Below are 17,585 nucleotides of genomic sequence, written 5' to 3'. Positions count from 1 at the left end.
TCTTAATTTCTTTCTTACCTCTAACCTGTCCCCAAAAAAACAACCCACAAGAGAGTCACTTTATCAAGTGTCTTTCTTGTGGGTTAACACATCAGAAGAATCGCTTATATAGTAGTAACTTAAAATGCATTAATAATATGATCAACCGAGACGGTTTCGCCTGCTTTATCCAGCATGACTGCGATCACATCAAAACGGATTTGGTGATTTGTCTCTCCTGTCATTTGCAAATATACAGATGCAGTTGCACGAACCTGCTGCATTTTACGGATATCTACCGACTCCTGGGGTGTACCATACTTTCCAGTTCCGCTTCTACTTCGGACTTCAATAAAAATGATCATGCCTTCATGGGAAGCAACGATATCAATCTCTCCGCTTCGGCAACGCCAGTTTTGCCGGATAATTTGATATCCATGCTCCCGTAGCCAGTGACAGGAAGCCTCTTCACCCAATCGCCCCTTTTGCTGACGTGTCAGTTTTGAAGCCGGACCCTGTTCTGATCTGCGCTCTACCATGAATCCTCTTCCTCTCGTCCAGAAGCCAGACGGTCAGCTCGATAAATATAGGTTAACACTTCGGCCACCAGTTGATATAACTCTGATGGGATCTGTTCATCCAAATCCAGCTTGGATAATACTTCGACAAGGGCAGCATCTTCCTGGACAGGCACACCATTTTCTTTGGCTTTATCCAGAATAGCTTCTGCCACTTTACCGCGGCCTTTGGCTACGACAACCGGCGCTTCACTCTCACCAGGGACATATTTTAAGGCAACAGCCTTTTTGGACATCAGGTCCGGTTGCGAATCCTCTTTCATACCCGCATGTCCACCCCTTTATAACGTTCAGGACTGTAGTCCGAGGCAGTCATTTTCCGTTCAGCTCCCGGTTCCTGGCCAACAGGCCAGGGTTCCGCCTTGAAGGTCAGCAACTGATAGCCCAACTTGTCCAGCGCTTGATGAATTTCTTCACGCCCACTCTCCAGGAGCGGTCCCATTCCTTCGCGGTCATTCAACACGCGCAGACTGACGATATTATTGACCACATGCACATCCACTAGTGTTGGACCGAGACTTTTCATATCCAGATCAAACCACAAGCGACAATTGGATGCATCCAACTCACCACGTTGTCCCCGGCGAGACTGAATCTGGACGGAAGCCGTCTCTTCCCCATCGGGTCCCGTAATCGGGATAAACCAGTGCATCTGAGCAAAGGTGGCACTGCGGTCGGTTGTCAGCAACAATTGCTGACCTGTCAGAAATTGCACGGCCTGACCGGCGGTATCCTTGAGCGCCGCCGGTGCACCATCGCTGCTGGCAAGCTGCAGCAGCAGGCCCTTAAGCGTGTCCGCGGTTCCCGGACTCGCAACATCCCCCACGCGCGCCTGCGCAGCCGCGCCGTGCACTGCCTGCTGCTCGTGCTCCGCACCGAGCAGCTTCAGCACACGCCCCACCCACGGGTCCCCCTCGTGGGTGACAGGCGCCGCCGCAGCACCTGCGGGAGCTGCGGCAGTTCCGCCAGCCGGCAGCGCATCCGCGCCGGCTGACAAAGGCTGCGGCACGCCTCCGGCAGCCGCAGCCGCCTGGCCGCCCTGCTGCGATGCAGGGGCGGGCTGTGTCGCCGCACCTTGCTGTGCCGGTGCGGCTGTGGACGCGCTGCGCAGCGCGTCCAGCAGCGCCAGCAGCTTGGGCGCCAGCTGCGCTGCCGATGGAGCTGCTGGCGCCGCCTGCCCTGCTGCGAGAGGCCCTGCAGCAGCAGGCGTTTCGACGCGGCCGTCGGTTCGTCCGACCGCGCCCCCCTCAGGCTGGCCCGTAACCACTCGGCCAGCCGCAGCATCCAAAGCCATCCCCGGCATGCCCGGGCGGCTTCCAGCAACGCCCGCGTCAGCCATACGCGGGCTCTCACCAGGTATTCCGGTTCCCGCAGGAATACCTGCCCCTATCTTGCCAGCAGTTTCAATATTACTGGCCCCAGCCTTAAGCCCGGCAGTCTCAGCATGTCCTGCACCCGTCTGCCCATCGCGTTTCACTGCACCAGCAGCTGTATCCTTTGATCCCTCAGCCAATGGAGAAGCACCTGCGGACAACCCAGATACGAGCTGCCCGGCCAATCCAGACGTTCCTCCTGTCACTCGCCCTCCGCCTGAAGCAGCTAACGTTTCACTCGTCTGTTCTCCGCTTAAAGGTACGGGCACTCCACCCATTACGGATGGTTTTACCGTGGCTGCCTGTTCTCCACTTACTGCCGGTTTACCCGTAGTTTGGGCCAACATGGATTCAAGCTGTTCAGCCAAGCCCTTCAACAACTGATGCAGCGGAGGACCGAATACAGCCTGATGCAACCCTTTTACTGTTTCCACTGTAACCGGTAAACCACGCTGAAAAGCAATACCTGTCGCCTGCACCCACTCTTCAACAGGAACCTGCGCAGGTTTGGCGGTCATCATATTTTGAACCATGGCTACATTATCCTTGGTTAAGGGTAATCCACTTCGCTGCATCGCTAACAGCAGATCCCGACTCCCCTTGGTATCTGGCAAACCGACCTCCTGAAGCAAATTGTTCAAAGACGCCTGTGGCAGTTCGGCTAATGTACCCGTCAGTGGTTTCATGACCGTTACGCCATTCTCACCTGGAGGCTGTACCTGAAGTAATGTCGTTTCGCCTGGTCGAAGCGGGGTTTCCAGTTTTGCACGTACCTGTACACCCTGAATCTGAAGAACCGCATCTGCTCCATCATCCGATACACTAACCACAGACCCCCGCACAACCTGACCTTCCTTTAACTCCAGTGGCTTGGCATTTCCCGGTTTACTATCCCCCAGCAACCCCCGAATCATGGAACTTATGTTCAAACTCTTCACCCTCCCTCCATGTAACGTCTAATTAAAATAAAGTGTGCTCTCCGAGCAGATTACCGAGAAAACTCCGGCGATGCATGGGTGTAGCACCAAGAGCCATAATTTGTTCACGGTGAAATTTCGTTGCATATCCCTTATGTATCGATAACCCATATTCCGGATATAACGTATCCCAATCCTCCTTGCAAAGTCTGTCCCGGGTAACCTTTGCAATAATGGATGCTGCCGCAATGGATTGACTATTGGCATCCCCTTTAATAATGGACAACTGCGGAATATTCACATCTATCTTTTCGGCATCCACCAACAAATAGTCTGGAACGCCATCCAGTGCTTCCACCGCTCGTTTCATGGCAAGTCGTGCAGCCTGTTTAATATTCAGTTGATCGATCGTCTCTGCGTCCGCATAACCGATCCCGACGGACAATGCTTTTTCCATGATGATGTCATACAACGCGTCCCGCTTTTTCTCCGTTAGCTTTTTGGAATCATTGACCCCTTCAAGAACAAGATCAGGAGGCAAAACAACGGCTGCCGCTACGACATCCCCGAATAAACATCCCCGTCCCACCTCATCAATTCCCGCAATACGTTCAAATCCACTTTCCCAATACTCACGCTCATAGATGAGTAGATCTTTAGGCTCCACCGATTCCTTTTTCTTCTTTTTCGGTTCAACCAGAGCATCCAGTTGCATCAATTCGGTTAACTCATTTATTTCATTCATTACAGTGTCATCTCCTCTGCCCAATCTTGCTTTAACATTACTTTTATATCGTTGTATTATATAGACGTAAATTCCCGATGTTTGTTCTACCAAATTCAACTACACTAGAAATAAACTGCTTTGATCATATAGATAATACAAAGGTGAGTTATTATTTTATCGGTATCTGATGGTTTAAATTGAAGATATTCAGCATTGAGCGGCTAAAACTTCATCAATCATCATAGCATGATTTACGTGTCCCAGATATACGGCGCAAGACAATCCCACAAAGTACAATTTTCTAGAAGTCACTTCCAGTTCACGTACATTCTCCGATCCATAAAACCAGCACGCTAAAAAGCGACCGCTCCCGGTAATCCGGTAACGGCCGCTTCTTTCGGCAATTGCTTTATATTTAATAAGGGGCTTCCATAGAGAAACGTCCCATTTTACCTGCACGCAGTTCACGCAGAAAAGCTCGCGACGCTTTTTCCAAATCGATACGCCCGCCACTCACAACGCAACCACGTATGCGACCCACTTGTTCCATGATCGCAATGACACTGTCTGAATCATCCGCATCCTTGGAGAACTCCTGAAGTCCATATCTCTCTTCCAGGGAATCCCAGTAGTAACGCATCAGATAACTAATACCGAAAAAGGCGATATCTTCTGCATTTAGAATCTCTTCCTTAATCGCACCTGTTACCGCTAGACGATACCCTACGTTTTGATCCTCGAATTTCGGCCAAAGAATACCCGGGGTATCCAACAATTCCATTTCCTTACCAACCTTGATCCACTGTTGTCCTTTTGTAACACCGGGACGATCCCCCGTTGCCGCAATATTCCGTCCGGCAAGTCGGTTAATAAGTGTGGATTTACCCACGTTGGGGATACCAACAATCAGCCCGCGAACTGCTCTAGGGTTAATCCCTTTAGCCAGTTGACGGTCAATTTTTTCTTTAAGGAGAAGCTTGGCTTGTGTTGGAATGTCTTTCACATTGGTGCCAGTCGAAGCATCTACAGGAAAAGCAGTGATTCCTTCTTTTTTGAAATATTCAATCCATTCTTGCGTCACTTTCGCATCCGCCAAGTCTGATTTATTCAACAGAATCATCCGGGGTTTTCCCTGCAAAATCTCATCAATCATCGGGTTGCGGCTGGAGACAGGCAGACGGGCATCCAGCAGTTCGATGACCACGTCAATCAGCTTTAACTTATCCTGAATCTGGCGTCTGGCTCGGGTCATATGACCTGGAAACCATTGAATCGTCACCTTGTCTTCACCTCATTATTTGTTGATATACAAGCTGGACCATAAAATCTACATTAAGGCGAGTCTGTTCGTTGGAAGCCGCTTTATTACAAGTGCTTTCCGCTCTACATGATCAGATTGGCTCTGCCCTCACCTTTATAGTGCACATTTTATATTTTGCTTATATATCCTGCATTCATATTAATGGTTAATCCACTTGATATCGCCGATCGGCCAGAAAATCACATCTGCACGACCTACAATATCCGTCAGCGACACATAACCAATCATGCGGCTATCTGTACTGTTCGGACGATTATCGCCCATGACAAAAACATGACCCTCCGGTACTTTCCCATCCGGGAATTGTTCATTCGGGAAGTCCTTCACGTTATAGGTTCCGCCATTCGCTTCTGCAGCATCAATAGCTCCCTGAATATAAGTCTCATCGACTTTTTTTCCATTGACCAGAACAGTATCGTCCTGAACCTCAACGGTATCGCCAGCGACAGCAATGACACGTTTAATGAAATCACGACCTTCAGATGGCACGTGGAATACGATAACTTCTCCGCGTTGTGGTTCCCTGATATCATACAAAATCTCATTGACGATCACACGTTCACCTGTATGAAAATTCGGCTGCATGGAAGGTCCGTCCACAACAAACGGTTTGAACAGCAACCACCGAATCAAAATGACAAGTACCAATGCGATCACGATGGCTTTGAGCCATTCAACAATTTCATTTTTGGCCTTTTTGGATCGACTGCCTTTCTCTTCGGCAGGATTGCCCTGGTCTTGTTGAACTTCCTGTTCCATTAATGATCTTCCTCTCTTCACAGTACATGTTATAGCAGTTTTTACACATCCATCAGTTATGTAATCTCTCACGCAAGCATTACCAGTACATTCAATCCACAATTCAAATGTCCTTCAATAACTGATTTTACAAGCCTCCCGGACTATTCGTACGTGTGCCGCCATACCATTTTACTCGGAAGTGTACCCCCGGTTCAACTTTTCCCGGACAAAAACGAAAAGGGCTTGTCTCCAAGCCCTCTCCGGTATCCGTTATATTAACGAATTTCTTTAATTCTCGCTGCTTTACCGCGTAGTTCACGAAGATAATAAAGCTTCGCACGACGCACTTTACCACGGCGAGCCACTTCGATTCTATCGATTTTAGGGGAATGAAGCGGGAAAGCTCTTTCCACACCTACACCGTAAGAAATTTTACGAACTGTAAAAGTCTCACTGATTCCACCACCACGGCGTTTAATCACAACACCTTCGAACAATTGGATACGCTCACGAGTTCCCTCGATTACCTTAACGTGCACTTTCAAAGTGTCACCAGGACGAAAACTCGGAATATCCTTACGAAGTTGTTCTTGTGTAATCGCTTGAACGATATTCATCTATGACTCCCTCCTTCCGTACAGGCGTTCATACTTCTTCCAGAGATCACCTTGTCTCCTTCATTATCCATAGAGGACCGCCGTATTCCACATAACAGACTTATTGTATCACGCAGCATATCAAAACACAAGAATAAATAAACATATTGCTTATGAACCAGCCACAACTTTGCAACTTTTGCACCGTATATGTTGTGACTTATTCTTATGGGGTCACCATGATCAGCAGTTTTTTAATAAGTCAACCTTTTAAATGGGAAAATCCTGTAACTTTATGTTATGGAAGATCGTCTATGATATAGCTTGTTGGATTACGTGCTGGATTATGCACTTATGTTTCGAATAAATAAAGAAGAGATAACAATGTAAAAGGAGAACCCGTTAACCTATGAAACGCTGGAAAAAAATCATTCTTGCCGCACTCGCTTTACTGACTTGCACCGTTACAATGTACGCATACGCCGTGACTCACCCTACCAATGCCCTATCCCACAAAGCATGTACGTCCTGGGACATGGTAAAGCGCAAGGCGTTTCTAATGTCTCACTCCGACTATTCCAGCAAGCCTGTACTGGATTTGGCTACCTTTCAGATTAAACAAGGCACAGCAACCGAAGTTCCTGTACTGATGTATCATTACATAGAGCCCAAAGTGAACAATCGTGAAACAGGCAACAAATCCATCATTAATCTGGAAGATTTTGAAGAAAACATGAAGTATCTGCATGAAGAAGGTTATCACACGATTACGCTGGAGCAACTTGAGCAATACGTCAACGGACAGATCCCATTGCCCCGAAAATCCATTGTTATCACCTTTGATGATGGATACCAGAACAATTATACGTTAGCCTACCCTGTTCTGAAAAAGTATAATTTCCATGCTTCCCTGTTTGTCATTGGCAGCAAAATTCAGGATCAGCCCTCGGACTTTGATCCCGCCAAAAAATCATTTATTTCCAAGCAGGAGATGCAGGCGGCTAAGGATGTCTTTGAGTTTAACAGCCATACTTATAATCTGCACCATAAAGGATTTATGCGTTGCGGTGACAACGTGCCTGTGGGACTTGATACAAGTCTGCTGAATGACGACATCAAGCTGATGAAGGACATCGGTATTGATACACCATATCTGGCCTATCCTTTCGGCTATACCAGCACACAGATGATCTATCAGCTGCAGCAAAATGGGTATCGCATGGCCTTTTCCGTTCGATCCGGATTTGTACGACCAGGGGATAATCCCATGAAGCTGCCCCGACTAACCGTTACCACTGGAACAGACCTGGCAGCATTGCTTCATCCTGAAACAGAGCAACAGGACACACTTCCTGTGGAAGAAATTAGTCATTAACTCTGATCATTAACGCAGCTTAATACCTCCCTACCCTTGATAGAGTCGAGCTATGCAGCCTTTTCGGTTGAAGCTGGGCTCTAACGGGTTTTCTGCCGACTAACCCAGCACGCCTGATCATGAACATTACGATGATCTATACTTCCATTTTTCTGTACTACTACCCTCTCAAGCCTGATATGGCTTATGACCTCATCCATTCTAGGAATTCAAGTCGTTTTTCAAGGGTCATGGATATAGAACCGTCTTACTCCTTCATCAGCCCTCGCTTCATCATCAATGACTTAAGTATGGGTACGATTCAGTTCTTTCTATTTCCCATAACCAAAAGGCCAACCTAGTTATACCAGGCTGGCCTTCAATCTTTCAACTAATTTTACTTCATGTTTGTACCGTAAAAAGGCTACTCCACACTATTTTCACGATCGGAACGAAGTTTGTTTATCCAAATTCGCTCTTTATCCGTCAGGTCTGCTGTCTCCAGCATATCCGGTCTGCGTTCCAGCGTCCGAAGCAAGGACTGCTCCCTGCGCCATGCCTCAATATTCAGGTGATGTCCAGATAATAACATATCCGGCACCTTCATCCCTCTGAATTCAGGAGGACGTGTGTAGTGCGGGTATTCGAGCAATCCGGTACTGAATGAATCCGTAACTGCGCTCGTCTCATTACCAAGCACCCCCGGAATAAGACGTACGATGCTGTCGATCGCTACCATCGCAGGCAGTTCGCCACCAGTCAACACGTAATCACCAATCGACAATTCGTCCGTCACGAGAAATTCACGGATACGCTCATCATAGCCCTCATAATGTCCACATATGAAAATCAGATGATCCTCCTGAACAAGTTCTTCTGCTTTTGCCTGTGTGAACGTCTCCCCTTGTGGGCACATGAGAATAATACGTGGCGGTTTCATCGTTGCCGCGGCTTCGCCACGTTGCTCCAATACATCCTCGACAGCAGCAAAGATAGGATCTGGCTTTAACACCATGCCTCCCCCACCACCGTAAGGTGCATCGTCCACTGTATTGTGTTTATTGGTCGCATAATTTCGAAAGTTTGTTGCTCCCAGGGTTACAAGCCCCTTGGTTTGGGCTTTACCCAAAATGCTGGTTCCAAATACGCCGTCAAACATTTCGGGGAACAGGGTTAATACATCCACTTTCATGTTAAAGCAGCCCTTCCATCAAGTGAATCTTGACCTGCTGCTGCTCGATATCTACATCAAGCACGACATCATCGATAACCGGAATCAGGACTTCTTTACCTGCTGGCGTTTTGACAACCCATACGTCATTGGCACCTGGAGTCAAGATTTCAGAGATCGTTCCGAGTGTTTCACCCTCTTCGGTGATCACAGAACACCCAATGATTTGGTGGAAGTAGTATTCACCTTCCTCCAGCTCAGCCAAATTTTCTTTCAACACCTTGGCCATGCCACCCTTGAACTTTTCCACTTCATTGATATTTCCGTATTCCTTCAGACGAAGAATGTACATATTTTTATGCAATCGTGCAGATTCCACATTAACCAATACGGGATGATTATCTGGTGTAAAAAGAAAAAGTTCTGCATCTTTAGCGAACCGCACTTCCGGAAAATCGGTTAAAGGCATAATTCTCAACTCACCACGAATGCCGTGTGTATTGACGATTTTACCTACATTCATAAACTCTGCCATAAGTTCCTCCTGCTTTTAATTCTATAAAATTCCAGTCCTTAATCCTAGCATCAATCTATTTAATGGGTTTGGGTTTTATTAATAATTTCAGCATGCACGAAAAGGGGCTAGGACATGCATCCTAACCCCCTTTCGTATATCTTTAAGATATGATATCGACGGTTACCCGTTTATCCATCTTAACTGCTGCTGATGTGACGACCGTACGAAGAGACTTTGCGATTCGTCCCTGTTTACCAATCACTTTCCCGACATCGTCAGGGTGAACGGTTAACTCATATACGACAAGCCGATCTTTCTCAACCGTCCGAACCGCCACATCTTCCGGATGATCGACCAAAGCCTTAGCAATTATGCTTACTAATTCTTCCATAGATGACCCTCCGAATCAGCACCTTATTTAGTCAATTTAGACTCGTGGAACTTCTTCATCACGCCCGCTTTGCTCAGCAAGTTGCGGACAGTGTCGGATGCTTGCGCACCGTTTTGAAGCCATTGCAATGCTTTATCTTCATCGATCTTAACAACAGCCGGTTGTTCAACCGGGTTGTAGTAACCGATCTCCTCGATAAAACGACCGTCACGTGGGGAACGGGAATCCGATACCACTACGCGGTAGAAAGGAGCTTTGTGAGCACCCATACGTTTCAGACGAATACGAACTGCCATTTGAAAATTCACCTCCTTCAATGAAATCTGTATATCGTTCAGCTGCAATTGGAATCAACGGAAAGGAAATTTCATTCCTTTGCCCAGACCCTTAAGCTGCTTCATCGCTTTGTTTTTGCCGCCTTTAGGTCCCATCATATCCGAGAACTGTTTCATCATGCGGCGCATCTCATCAAATTGCTTGATCAGACGATTCACTTCGGCCAAGGATGTTCCACTACCTGTAGCAATCCGTTTCCGGCGGCTATGGTTAATCATATCCGGGTTACGTTTCTCCTCCGTCGTCATGGAGTACACGATCGCTTCGATCCGGCCCATCTGTTTATCATCAACCTTCAGATCCTTGGCTTGTTTCATTTTGCCCATTCCAGGAATCATATCCATGATCTGATCGATTGGCCCCAGCTTCTTCACTTGATCCATCTGCTCCAGGAAATCTTCGAACGTGAATTCTGCATTACGCATCTTACGTTCCATTTCCTTGGCTTTTTCGGTATCAATGTTGGACTGTGCTTTCTCAATCAGAGAGAGCATGTCACCCATACCCAGAATACGAGAAGCCATACGTTCTGGATGGAAAGGCTCAAGTGCGTCCAGTTTCTCTCCAAGGGAGGCAAACTTGATTGGACAACCGGTAACTGCTTTAACTGAAAGCGCGGCACCACCACGCGTATCTCCATCCAGTTTGGTCAGAACTACTCCGGTCAGATCAAGCTGCTGATTAAAGTGTTCCGCCACATTAACCGCATCCTGACCTGTCATGCTGTCCACGACAAGCAATACTTCATCCGGGTTCACTACGCTGTGAATCTGACGAAGTTCTTCCATCAGTTCTTCATCGACATGCAGACGTCCTGCAGTATCGATAATGACATAGTCATTACCATTATCCTTGGCGTGCTGCAGACCCTGACGTGCGATCTCTACAGGGCTTGTCTGGTCGCCAAGTGTAAATACTGGCGCTTTGATCTGCTCGCCGAGGACTTGCAGCTGCTTGATTGCTGCTGGACGATAAATATCTCCTGCAACAAGTAACGGTCTGCTATTTTGCTTTTGCAGCATCTTGGCCAATTTACCGGATGTGGTCGTTTTACCCGCACCCTGCAAACCAACCATCATCAGTACCGTAGGCGGTTTGTTGGCTTTGGCCAGCTTCGACTGGCTTCCACCCATCAAATCCGTCAGTTCCTTGTTTACAATGTCAATAATGACCATTCCTGGCGTGAAGCTCTCCATCACTTCTTTGCCAACAGCCTTCTCTTTCACCTTGGCGATGAATTCCTTGACCACTTTGAAGTTTACATCCGCTTCGAGCAATGCCAGACGTACCTCGCGCATCGCTTCGGCAACATCTTCATCAGACACCTTGCCTTTGCCGCGCAGCTTGCTGAACACATTCTGCAATCGGGTCGTTAATCCTTCAAATGCCATGATCCCACCTCCTTAAGCTGTAATACTGTTTTCAGGACCGATACGTTTCGTTTCGCTCTTGTGAACTATTCTCTGAGCTGATGCACGATATCGTTTATTTGTTGGTTGTTATCAATGGAAACACCTGCGCGCTCCAATGCATTTTGCAAATCCTCAAGATTACGGTTGCGCCGTTCATGCTTCTCCAGCAAGCCAAGCTTGCTTTCGTAATTTTCCAGCATTTGTTCGGCACGCTTGATGTGCTCATATACCGCCTGGCGGCTGATCTCGAACTCGGCTGCAATCTCGCCCAGCGAGAAATCATCATGAAAGTAATACTTTAAAAAAGTCTGCTGTTTCTCGGTAAGTAACAATTCATAGAAAGCAAACAGCAAGTTAATCCGGTTTGTCTTCTCAAGCCGGTTTTCTTGACTCATATCGGGGCACTCCCTTCGTCAAGGAAAAACACTTTACACTCTTGCAACGTTCCTAATAATACCTAAAACAAATCAGGTTGTCAAGCAAAAATACTTGTCACAATAAAAACTCTCATTTGGCAAGCCTATTTCGTTTCCACATGGCTGATGTTCAGCAGTTCTCTACAACAAGAAACACCCTGTTTTGTGCCTTTATATAGAACAAAAAACGAACGCATCTCCACAGGTGGAGCCGATTCGTTTCAGATTCCCTACCACGCCCTTAGCGAAGAGGGGTCAGGTATATTAATACCATAAAGAAATGTAGAATACTGCCTGCCAGCACGAAGAGATGCCAGATCGCATGGTGGTACGGAAAACCACGCCACACATAAAAAAGTGTACCCAGCGTATACATCAGTCCTCCAGCAACCAGCAGCACGATTCCGCCTGTAGGAATGGCAGCCACAAGCGGTTGCCAGGCAATAATGATGAGCCAGCCCATCGCAATATAGAAAATCGTGGACATGAATAGAAACTTTTTCGTGAAAAACGCCTTAAAGATCACGCCGAATAATGCAATTGCCCAGATCACACCGAACAAGCTCCAGCCGAGCGTGCCGCGAACAGCAATAAACAAAAGCGGAGTGTATGATCCCGCAATAAACAAATAAATTGAAGAATGGTCGAAAATTTCAAATAAATCTTTTACTTTGCCATCTTTCCATGCATGCACGAGTGTTGAGCTTGTATAAAGCAGCAGCATCGTGATCCCGTAGATCGTGAAACTGACCACATGCCAAGCTGTGCCTTTCATACTGGAAAATACAATCAATAGCACCAGTGCAGCTACACTGAGCGCAGCGCCGATACCATGTGTCACCGCATTGGCGACTTCTTCACGGCGGGAATAGGTATAGGTATTGGCCATTTCAACCGTCCTTTCTAACCCTATTGGAATTGCCTCTTTTATTTCATTATACACGTATTGCCACTGATATAACACGTGACACTTATCACGTATATCAGTGGCAATACGGTCAACCATATTGATTTATTGAACGACTACGAATTGGATTTCTCTTCTTCAGTGCTTTGCTCTGGCTGTTCCTGGATCAATCCCGCAAACAAAGCGTGCACGAATTGCTCTGAATCAAATTGTTGTAGATCATCGATTTTCTCACCTAGTCCCACGAGCTTCACTGGCAAGTCCAGCTCCTGACGGATCGCAACAACGATACCACCCTTGGCCGTTCCATCCAGTTTCGTCAGTACGAGGCCAGTCACGCCACTTTTCTCACCGAAAAGTTTAGCCTGATTCAAGGCATTTTGGCCTGTTGTTGCATCCAGTACCATCAGTACTTCATGTGGAGCTTCCGGAATTTCACGCTGGATAACACGATAGATTTTGTTGAGTTCATCCATCAGATTGGATTTATTCTGCAAACGGCCCGCTGTATCACAGAGCAATACATCCGCACCCCGCTGCTTCGCAGCCTGGACCGCATCATACATTACAGCGGCAGGGTCAGAGCCCGATTGCTGCTTGATAACTTCCACGCCGGCACGCTGCCCCCATACTTCGAGTTGCTCAATCGCTCCCGCACGGAACGTATCGCCTGCCGCCATGATGACCTTTTTGCCCTGCTGCTTAAAGCGATGGGCCAGCTTACCAATCGTTGTTGTTTTACCCACACCATTAACACCGACAAACAAAATGACCGTGATCCCATCCGGGTTCATTTTCAGTTCGTTGTTCTGCTCGCCGCGGAGCAGATCCGTCAGTTTTTCGGACAATACAGGCTGTAGTTCGGCCGCATCCTCGATTTTGCGTTTTTTGACTTCATCACGCAGGTCTTCAATTAGTTTCATGACCGTATTGACACCTACGTCGGCTCCAATCAGAATCTCTTCCAATTCCTCATAGAATTCTTCGTCGATTTTTTTGCGACGGATAACGAGGTCCGATACCTTCTCCACAAGCCCTTTACGTGTCTTTTCCAATCCATCCTTGAACTGTTTGGTGACCGACTCCGTTTTGCTTGCAATGCTGTCTCTCAGCTTTTTAAAAAAACTCATAAAGCCCCTCCATCGTGTACATTTCTTGGTTTAAATGATATTAGATGAGTTCATGTGTGACAATCTCTCAAAGATTAGGCAATGACAGCTTCCTCATCTTCCAGTTTAACCGAAACGAGCTTGGATACTCCGCCCTCTTCCATTGTGACGCCATATAACACATCGGCTTCTTCCATTGTGCCTTTGCGGTGTGTAACGACGATGAATTGGGTTTGTTCCGAGAACTCACGCAAATACTGGGCAAAACGCACCACATTGGCTTCATCCAGCGCCGCTTCGACTTCATCCAGTACGCAGAACGGTACAGGCTTCACATGCAGAATGGCGAATAACAATGCCATCGCAGTCAACGCTCGTTCTCCACCGGATAAGAGCTGCAAATTTTGCAGTTTCTTGCCTGGTGGCTGGGCGACGATATCAATTCCCGTTTCCAGCAGACGCTCAGGGTCCATTAAGACCAGATCCGCGCGTCCCCCGCCAAACAGCTTGGTAAACACCGTGCCGAACTCCCGACGAATCGCATCAAATGTCATCTTGAATCGCTTGGCCATCTCGTCTTCCATTTCCCGAATGACCTGATACAACGTTGTTTTCGCTTCAACAAGATCGTTCTTCTGCGTACTGAGGAATTCATACCGCTCATTAACCCGCTGGAATTCCTCAATCGCTCCCAGATTGACATCACCTAGAGCAGTTATACTTCGCTTCAGCTTCTGCACCTCTGCCTGTGTGCTTTCCACATCTTCCGGAACAGGATAACGCTCTTTGGCAAGTTCATAGCCGAGTTCATACTCATCCATCAGCTTGCGCAAAATATTCTCTAACTCAACGTCAAGTCTGTTCACGGAAATTTCCGTCTGGCGCATCTGCTCCTCCACAGCTTTGAGCTGTGTGCGCTGTTCCTTCGTTTCACTCTCGGCAAGTTCAAGCTTCTTCGACAGCTCGCTTCGGGCAGCGCGCTTGAAGTCCAGCTCCTGTGCAGATTCCGCTTTTTTCAGCTTGTATTGGTTGAGATCCTCAATCTGTTTGACACTCTCAGTCTCTGTTTTCTTCAGATCGGCTTCCATGGAGGCCAGCAGCGTGCGATTTTGACGTAAATCCTTCACCAGTGAATCCACTTCACGCTCCAGACGCCGCAATTGCTCCTCGTTGGAGAATCGCTCCTGATCCAGTTTCCCCTCTCGCACTTTCAGTTCGGTGAGCTGGGTCTGCAATTCCTCCTTCGCAGATTCATTCGCTTTACGCGCGAATTCTGCGGCATGAATGGCACGATGAGTCGCCTTCTCTTCTTCCTCAAGCTGCTCCAGCTTCTTCACAGCGACCTCGCGGGCTGTATCCATCTCTTTGATTTCTTCGGTAAACCCGCTCTTTTCCTGCCCGGCTACCGCAACCTGTTCCAGCACGTGACGCAGCTCATGCTCAACCTGCTTCATTTCCATTGAAGCCTGCTGTTCTGCATTCCGGGTGTCGTCTCCAGACTGACGCAGTTCGTCCAGTTTATCCTGACACTGCTCCAGTTGAGTTTTTACATCATCCACACTTCGATGCAGTTTTACAATCTGATTTTCAGTGTCCATAATATCTTGATCGAGCTGGTCCAGCTGCCGTTTTCGACTGAGCAAACTCACATTTTTTTTATGCTGGCTACCACCAGTCATTGAACCACCCGCGTTAACCACATCGCCTTCCAGGGTTACCACCCGGAAACGATATTGGCAGCGAGCCGCGATTTTATTGGCATCCTCCAGCTTTTCCGCAATAATGACATTTCCGAGCAGGCTTCCAATGATCGAAGCATAACGGGATTCGTATTGTACGAGATCCGCCCCAATGCCCACAAAACCATCCATGCCTTCGATCATCGAACGTTCACCCGCACCAATGGTACGTGCACGAATAACATCCAGCGGGAGGAACGTAGCTCTGCCCAATTGGCGTTGTTTCAGAAAAGCGATCGCTTGTCTGGAGACTGATTCATTCTCCATGACGACATGCTGAAGGGAAGCGCCCATCGCTGTCTCTACCGCAAGCTCGATCTTCTCAGGCACTTTAACGAGCTCTGCAACAGCTCCATGAACCCCGTTCAGTGTACCTTTGCGTGATGCTTTAAGAACTTCTTTGACACCCAGCATGAAACCGTCAAAGTCATCCTGCATTTCCTTCATTGTATCGCGACGAGATACCTGGGCTTCACGCTTCTGCTCCCATTTACGGACTGTACCCCTGCTTTCTTCCAGCAGTTTCTGCAACGACTGAAGCCGTTCACTTTCCGTAATATAGCCACCGCGAAGATCACTGATTTCCTTGCCCAGACGAACAACCTTTTTCTCAATATCCGCTTTTCGGGCTTCCAGTGTTTCCTTCTGGCCTTCCCATTTGCCGGATTCCTCAGCAGCTCGATTCATTCGCCGTTCCAGCGTTTCTTTCTGCTGGTCTGCATAACGAATCTCATTTCGCGTCTGAGCCATCTGATTCATCAGTTCCAGCAAGTTACCTTTAAGGCTTTCCTCCTGCTGTTGGCTAATCCCGCCAGTCACACCGATGAGCTTGGCCTCTTCCTCGGACAGACGATTTCTTACGTCACTTAGTTCAAGCTCAAGGTTGGCAAACTTCTCGCGTAATGCAAGTAACTCAGCTTCACGTTCCCGATGTCTCTCTTCACTTGCTGCAAGCGTCACTTTCAGCTGTTCCTGGTTTGTCTGCAGATGGCGCGAACGCTCCCTGAGCAGTTCCCCAAGCCCTTCGCTCTTCTCTGTTGCTTCACTGAATTGCAATAAAGCCGACTGCAGCTGTTCTGTTTCCATTTCCAGCGTACGCAGTGCGTTCCGGTCACTTTCCAGCTTCGCATCATGAGTAGACACGATGGCGGCCAAGCCGACTTCTTCCTGTTTTAAAGATTCAAGCCGTTGATTGGCTTTGCTCCAGGATGCATGAATCTGTTCGATCTGATACACATACATGGAGATTTCCTGTGACTTCAGCTGCCCACGCAATTCCTTGTAGTGGATGGCTTTCTCCGATTGTTCCTTTAACGGACCAATCTGGTCTTCCAACTCGGTGACCAGGTCATGAATACGCAATAAATTCTGTTCTGTCTCATCCAGTTTACGGGTAGCATCCCGTTTGCGAGATTTATATTTAACAATACCTGATGCCTCTTCAAAGATCCCCCTGCGATCCTCTGAACGGGTACTCAGAATCTCTTCGATTCGTCCCTGCCCAATAATCGAGTAAGCTTCCTTGCCGATCCCGGTATCCATGAACAATTCCGTAATATCCTTCAAACGACACGACTGCTTGTTGATAAAATACTCACTGTCTCCACTGCGATGTACACGACGCGTCACCGTTACTTCTCCAAAATCCAAAGCAAGCGCATGATCTTCGTTATCCAGCGTCAGCGAAACTTCACCATAATTAACAGCCTTGCGTGCATCACTACCGGCAAAAATGATATCTTCCATCTTGCCGCCACGCAATGATTTGGCGCTTTGTTCCCCAAGAACCCAGCGTATGCCGTCTGAAATGTTACTTTTCCCACTTCCGTTCGGTCCTACAACCGCGGTTATGCCACGAACAAATTCCATTTCCGTTTTGTCGGCGAATGACTTGAATCCACCCAGTTCAATCCGTTTCAAAAACATAGGGTCTCCCGTCACCTCCTCTTGCAAATTTCAAGTGTTGCATTCAGCGCCTAGTTATCGATCAGGAAAAACAGC

General features: G+C 47.7%; 17 protein-coding genes. 1 reads left to right on the top strand and 16 read right to left on the bottom strand.

Annotated features, from left to right (window positions below):
* Positions 1-119 precede the first annotated feature (119 nt).
* The 7 genes from JNUCC31_RS27010 to rplS all read right to left on the bottom strand — a co-directional run bounded on the left by JNUCC31_RS27010 (position 120) and on the right by rplS (position 6,253).
* A complete protein-coding gene (locus JNUCC31_RS27010) occupies positions 120-518 on the bottom strand; it encodes a YraN family protein (RefSeq protein ID WP_192266259.1) in 399 nt (132 codons plus the stop codon).
* Positions 512-820, bottom strand: coding sequence for an EscU/YscU/HrcU family type III secretion system export apparatus switch protein (locus JNUCC31_RS27005; protein WP_094936429.1), 309 nt, complete (start codon positions 818-820; stop codon positions 512-514). Before JNUCC31_RS27005 ends, JNUCC31_RS27010 begins: the two co-directional genes overlap by 7 nt.
* Complete coding sequence (locus JNUCC31_RS27000) at positions 817-2,868, bottom strand: TrbL/VirB6 family protein (protein WP_228469265.1); 2,052 nt, start codon at positions 2,866-2,868, stop codon at positions 817-819. Before JNUCC31_RS27000 ends, JNUCC31_RS27005 begins: the two co-directional genes overlap by 4 nt.
* Before the next feature lie 22 nt (positions 2,869-2,890).
* Entirely contained in the window at positions 2,891-3,562 is a 672-nt protein-coding gene (gene rnhB / locus JNUCC31_RS26995) for a ribonuclease HII (RefSeq protein ID WP_192273371.1), read from the bottom strand.
* 427 nt (positions 3,563-3,989) lie between these two features.
* Entirely contained in the window at positions 3,990-4,853 is an 864-nt protein-coding gene (gene ylqF, locus JNUCC31_RS26990; protein WP_192266254.1) for a ribosome biogenesis GTPase YlqF, read from the bottom strand.
* A gap of 180 nt (positions 4,854-5,033) precedes the next feature.
* A complete protein-coding gene (gene lepB / locus JNUCC31_RS26985; RefSeq protein WP_192266252.1) occupies positions 5,034-5,654 on the bottom strand; it encodes a signal peptidase I in 621 nt (206 codons plus the stop codon).
* 257 nt (positions 5,655-5,911) lie between these two features.
* Positions 5,912-6,253, bottom strand: coding sequence for a 50S ribosomal protein L19 (gene rplS / locus JNUCC31_RS26980; RefSeq protein WP_024630190.1), 342 nt, complete (start codon positions 6,251-6,253; stop codon positions 5,912-5,914).
* A 388-nt stretch (positions 6,254-6,641) separates the two neighbouring features.
* Between rplS and JNUCC31_RS26975 the strand changes: the two genes are divergently transcribed.
* Complete coding sequence (locus tag JNUCC31_RS26975) at positions 6,642-7,607, top strand: polysaccharide deacetylase family protein (RefSeq protein ID WP_192266250.1); 966 nt, start codon at positions 6,642-6,644, stop codon at positions 7,605-7,607.
* A 403-nt stretch (positions 7,608-8,010) separates the two neighbouring features.
* On the opposite strand, the gene trmD is transcribed toward JNUCC31_RS26975, so the two are convergent.
* From trmD to smc, 9 genes are all read right to left on the bottom strand, one after another.
* On the bottom strand, positions 8,011-8,778 hold the full coding sequence (trmD, locus tag JNUCC31_RS26970) for a tRNA (guanosine(37)-N1)-methyltransferase TrmD (RefSeq protein ID WP_192266248.1): 768 nt from the start codon (positions 8,776-8,778) through the stop codon (positions 8,011-8,013).
* Position 8,779: 1 nt separating this feature from the next.
* Positions 8,780-9,292, bottom strand: a complete 513-nt coding sequence (rimM, locus tag JNUCC31_RS26965; protein WP_192266246.1) for a ribosome maturation factor RimM — start codon at positions 9,290-9,292, stop codon at positions 8,780-8,782.
* 142 nt (positions 9,293-9,434) lie between these two features.
* A complete protein-coding gene (locus JNUCC31_RS26960; RefSeq protein WP_024630185.1) occupies positions 9,435-9,665 on the bottom strand; it encodes a KH domain-containing protein in 231 nt (76 codons plus the stop codon).
* A 23-nt stretch (positions 9,666-9,688) separates the two neighbouring features.
* Positions 9,689-9,961 carry a 30S ribosomal protein S16 gene (gene rpsP / locus JNUCC31_RS26955; protein ID WP_024630184.1) on the bottom strand — a complete coding sequence of 91 codons (273 nt, stop codon included), beginning with the start codon at positions 9,959-9,961 and terminating at the stop codon, positions 9,689-9,691.
* 54 nt (positions 9,962-10,015) lie between these two features.
* Positions 10,016-11,392: a signal recognition particle protein gene (ffh, locus tag JNUCC31_RS26950; protein ID WP_024630183.1), complete on the bottom strand. Its 1,377-nt coding sequence runs from the start codon at positions 11,390-11,392 to the stop codon at positions 10,016-10,018.
* A gap of 65 nt (positions 11,393-11,457) precedes the next feature.
* Positions 11,458-11,808, bottom strand: a complete 351-nt coding sequence (locus JNUCC31_RS26945; RefSeq protein ID WP_192266244.1) for a putative DNA-binding protein — start codon at positions 11,806-11,808, stop codon at positions 11,458-11,460.
* Positions 11,809-12,070: 262 nt separating this feature from the next.
* Positions 12,071-12,718, bottom strand: a complete 648-nt coding sequence (trhA, locus tag JNUCC31_RS26940) for a PAQR family membrane homeostasis protein TrhA (RefSeq protein WP_053783770.1) — start codon at positions 12,716-12,718, stop codon at positions 12,071-12,073.
* Between the two features lie 134 nt (positions 12,719-12,852).
* Complete coding sequence (ftsY, locus tag JNUCC31_RS26935; protein WP_192266242.1) at positions 12,853-13,866, bottom strand: signal recognition particle-docking protein FtsY; 1,014 nt, start codon at positions 13,864-13,866, stop codon at positions 12,853-12,855.
* A 74-nt stretch (positions 13,867-13,940) separates the two neighbouring features.
* Complete coding sequence (smc, locus tag JNUCC31_RS26930) at positions 13,941-17,510, bottom strand: chromosome segregation protein SMC (RefSeq protein WP_192266240.1); 3,570 nt, start codon at positions 17,508-17,510, stop codon at positions 13,941-13,943.
* Positions 17,511-17,585: the final 75 nt, after the last annotated feature.

This window comes from Paenibacillus sp. JNUCC-31 (assembly GCF_014844075.1).
Lineage (GTDB): Bacteria > Bacillota > Bacilli > Paenibacillales > Paenibacillaceae > Paenibacillus.
The sequence above is the reverse complement of the archived record's forward strand: the minus strand, read 5'-3'. Positions and strand labels throughout refer to the sequence as shown.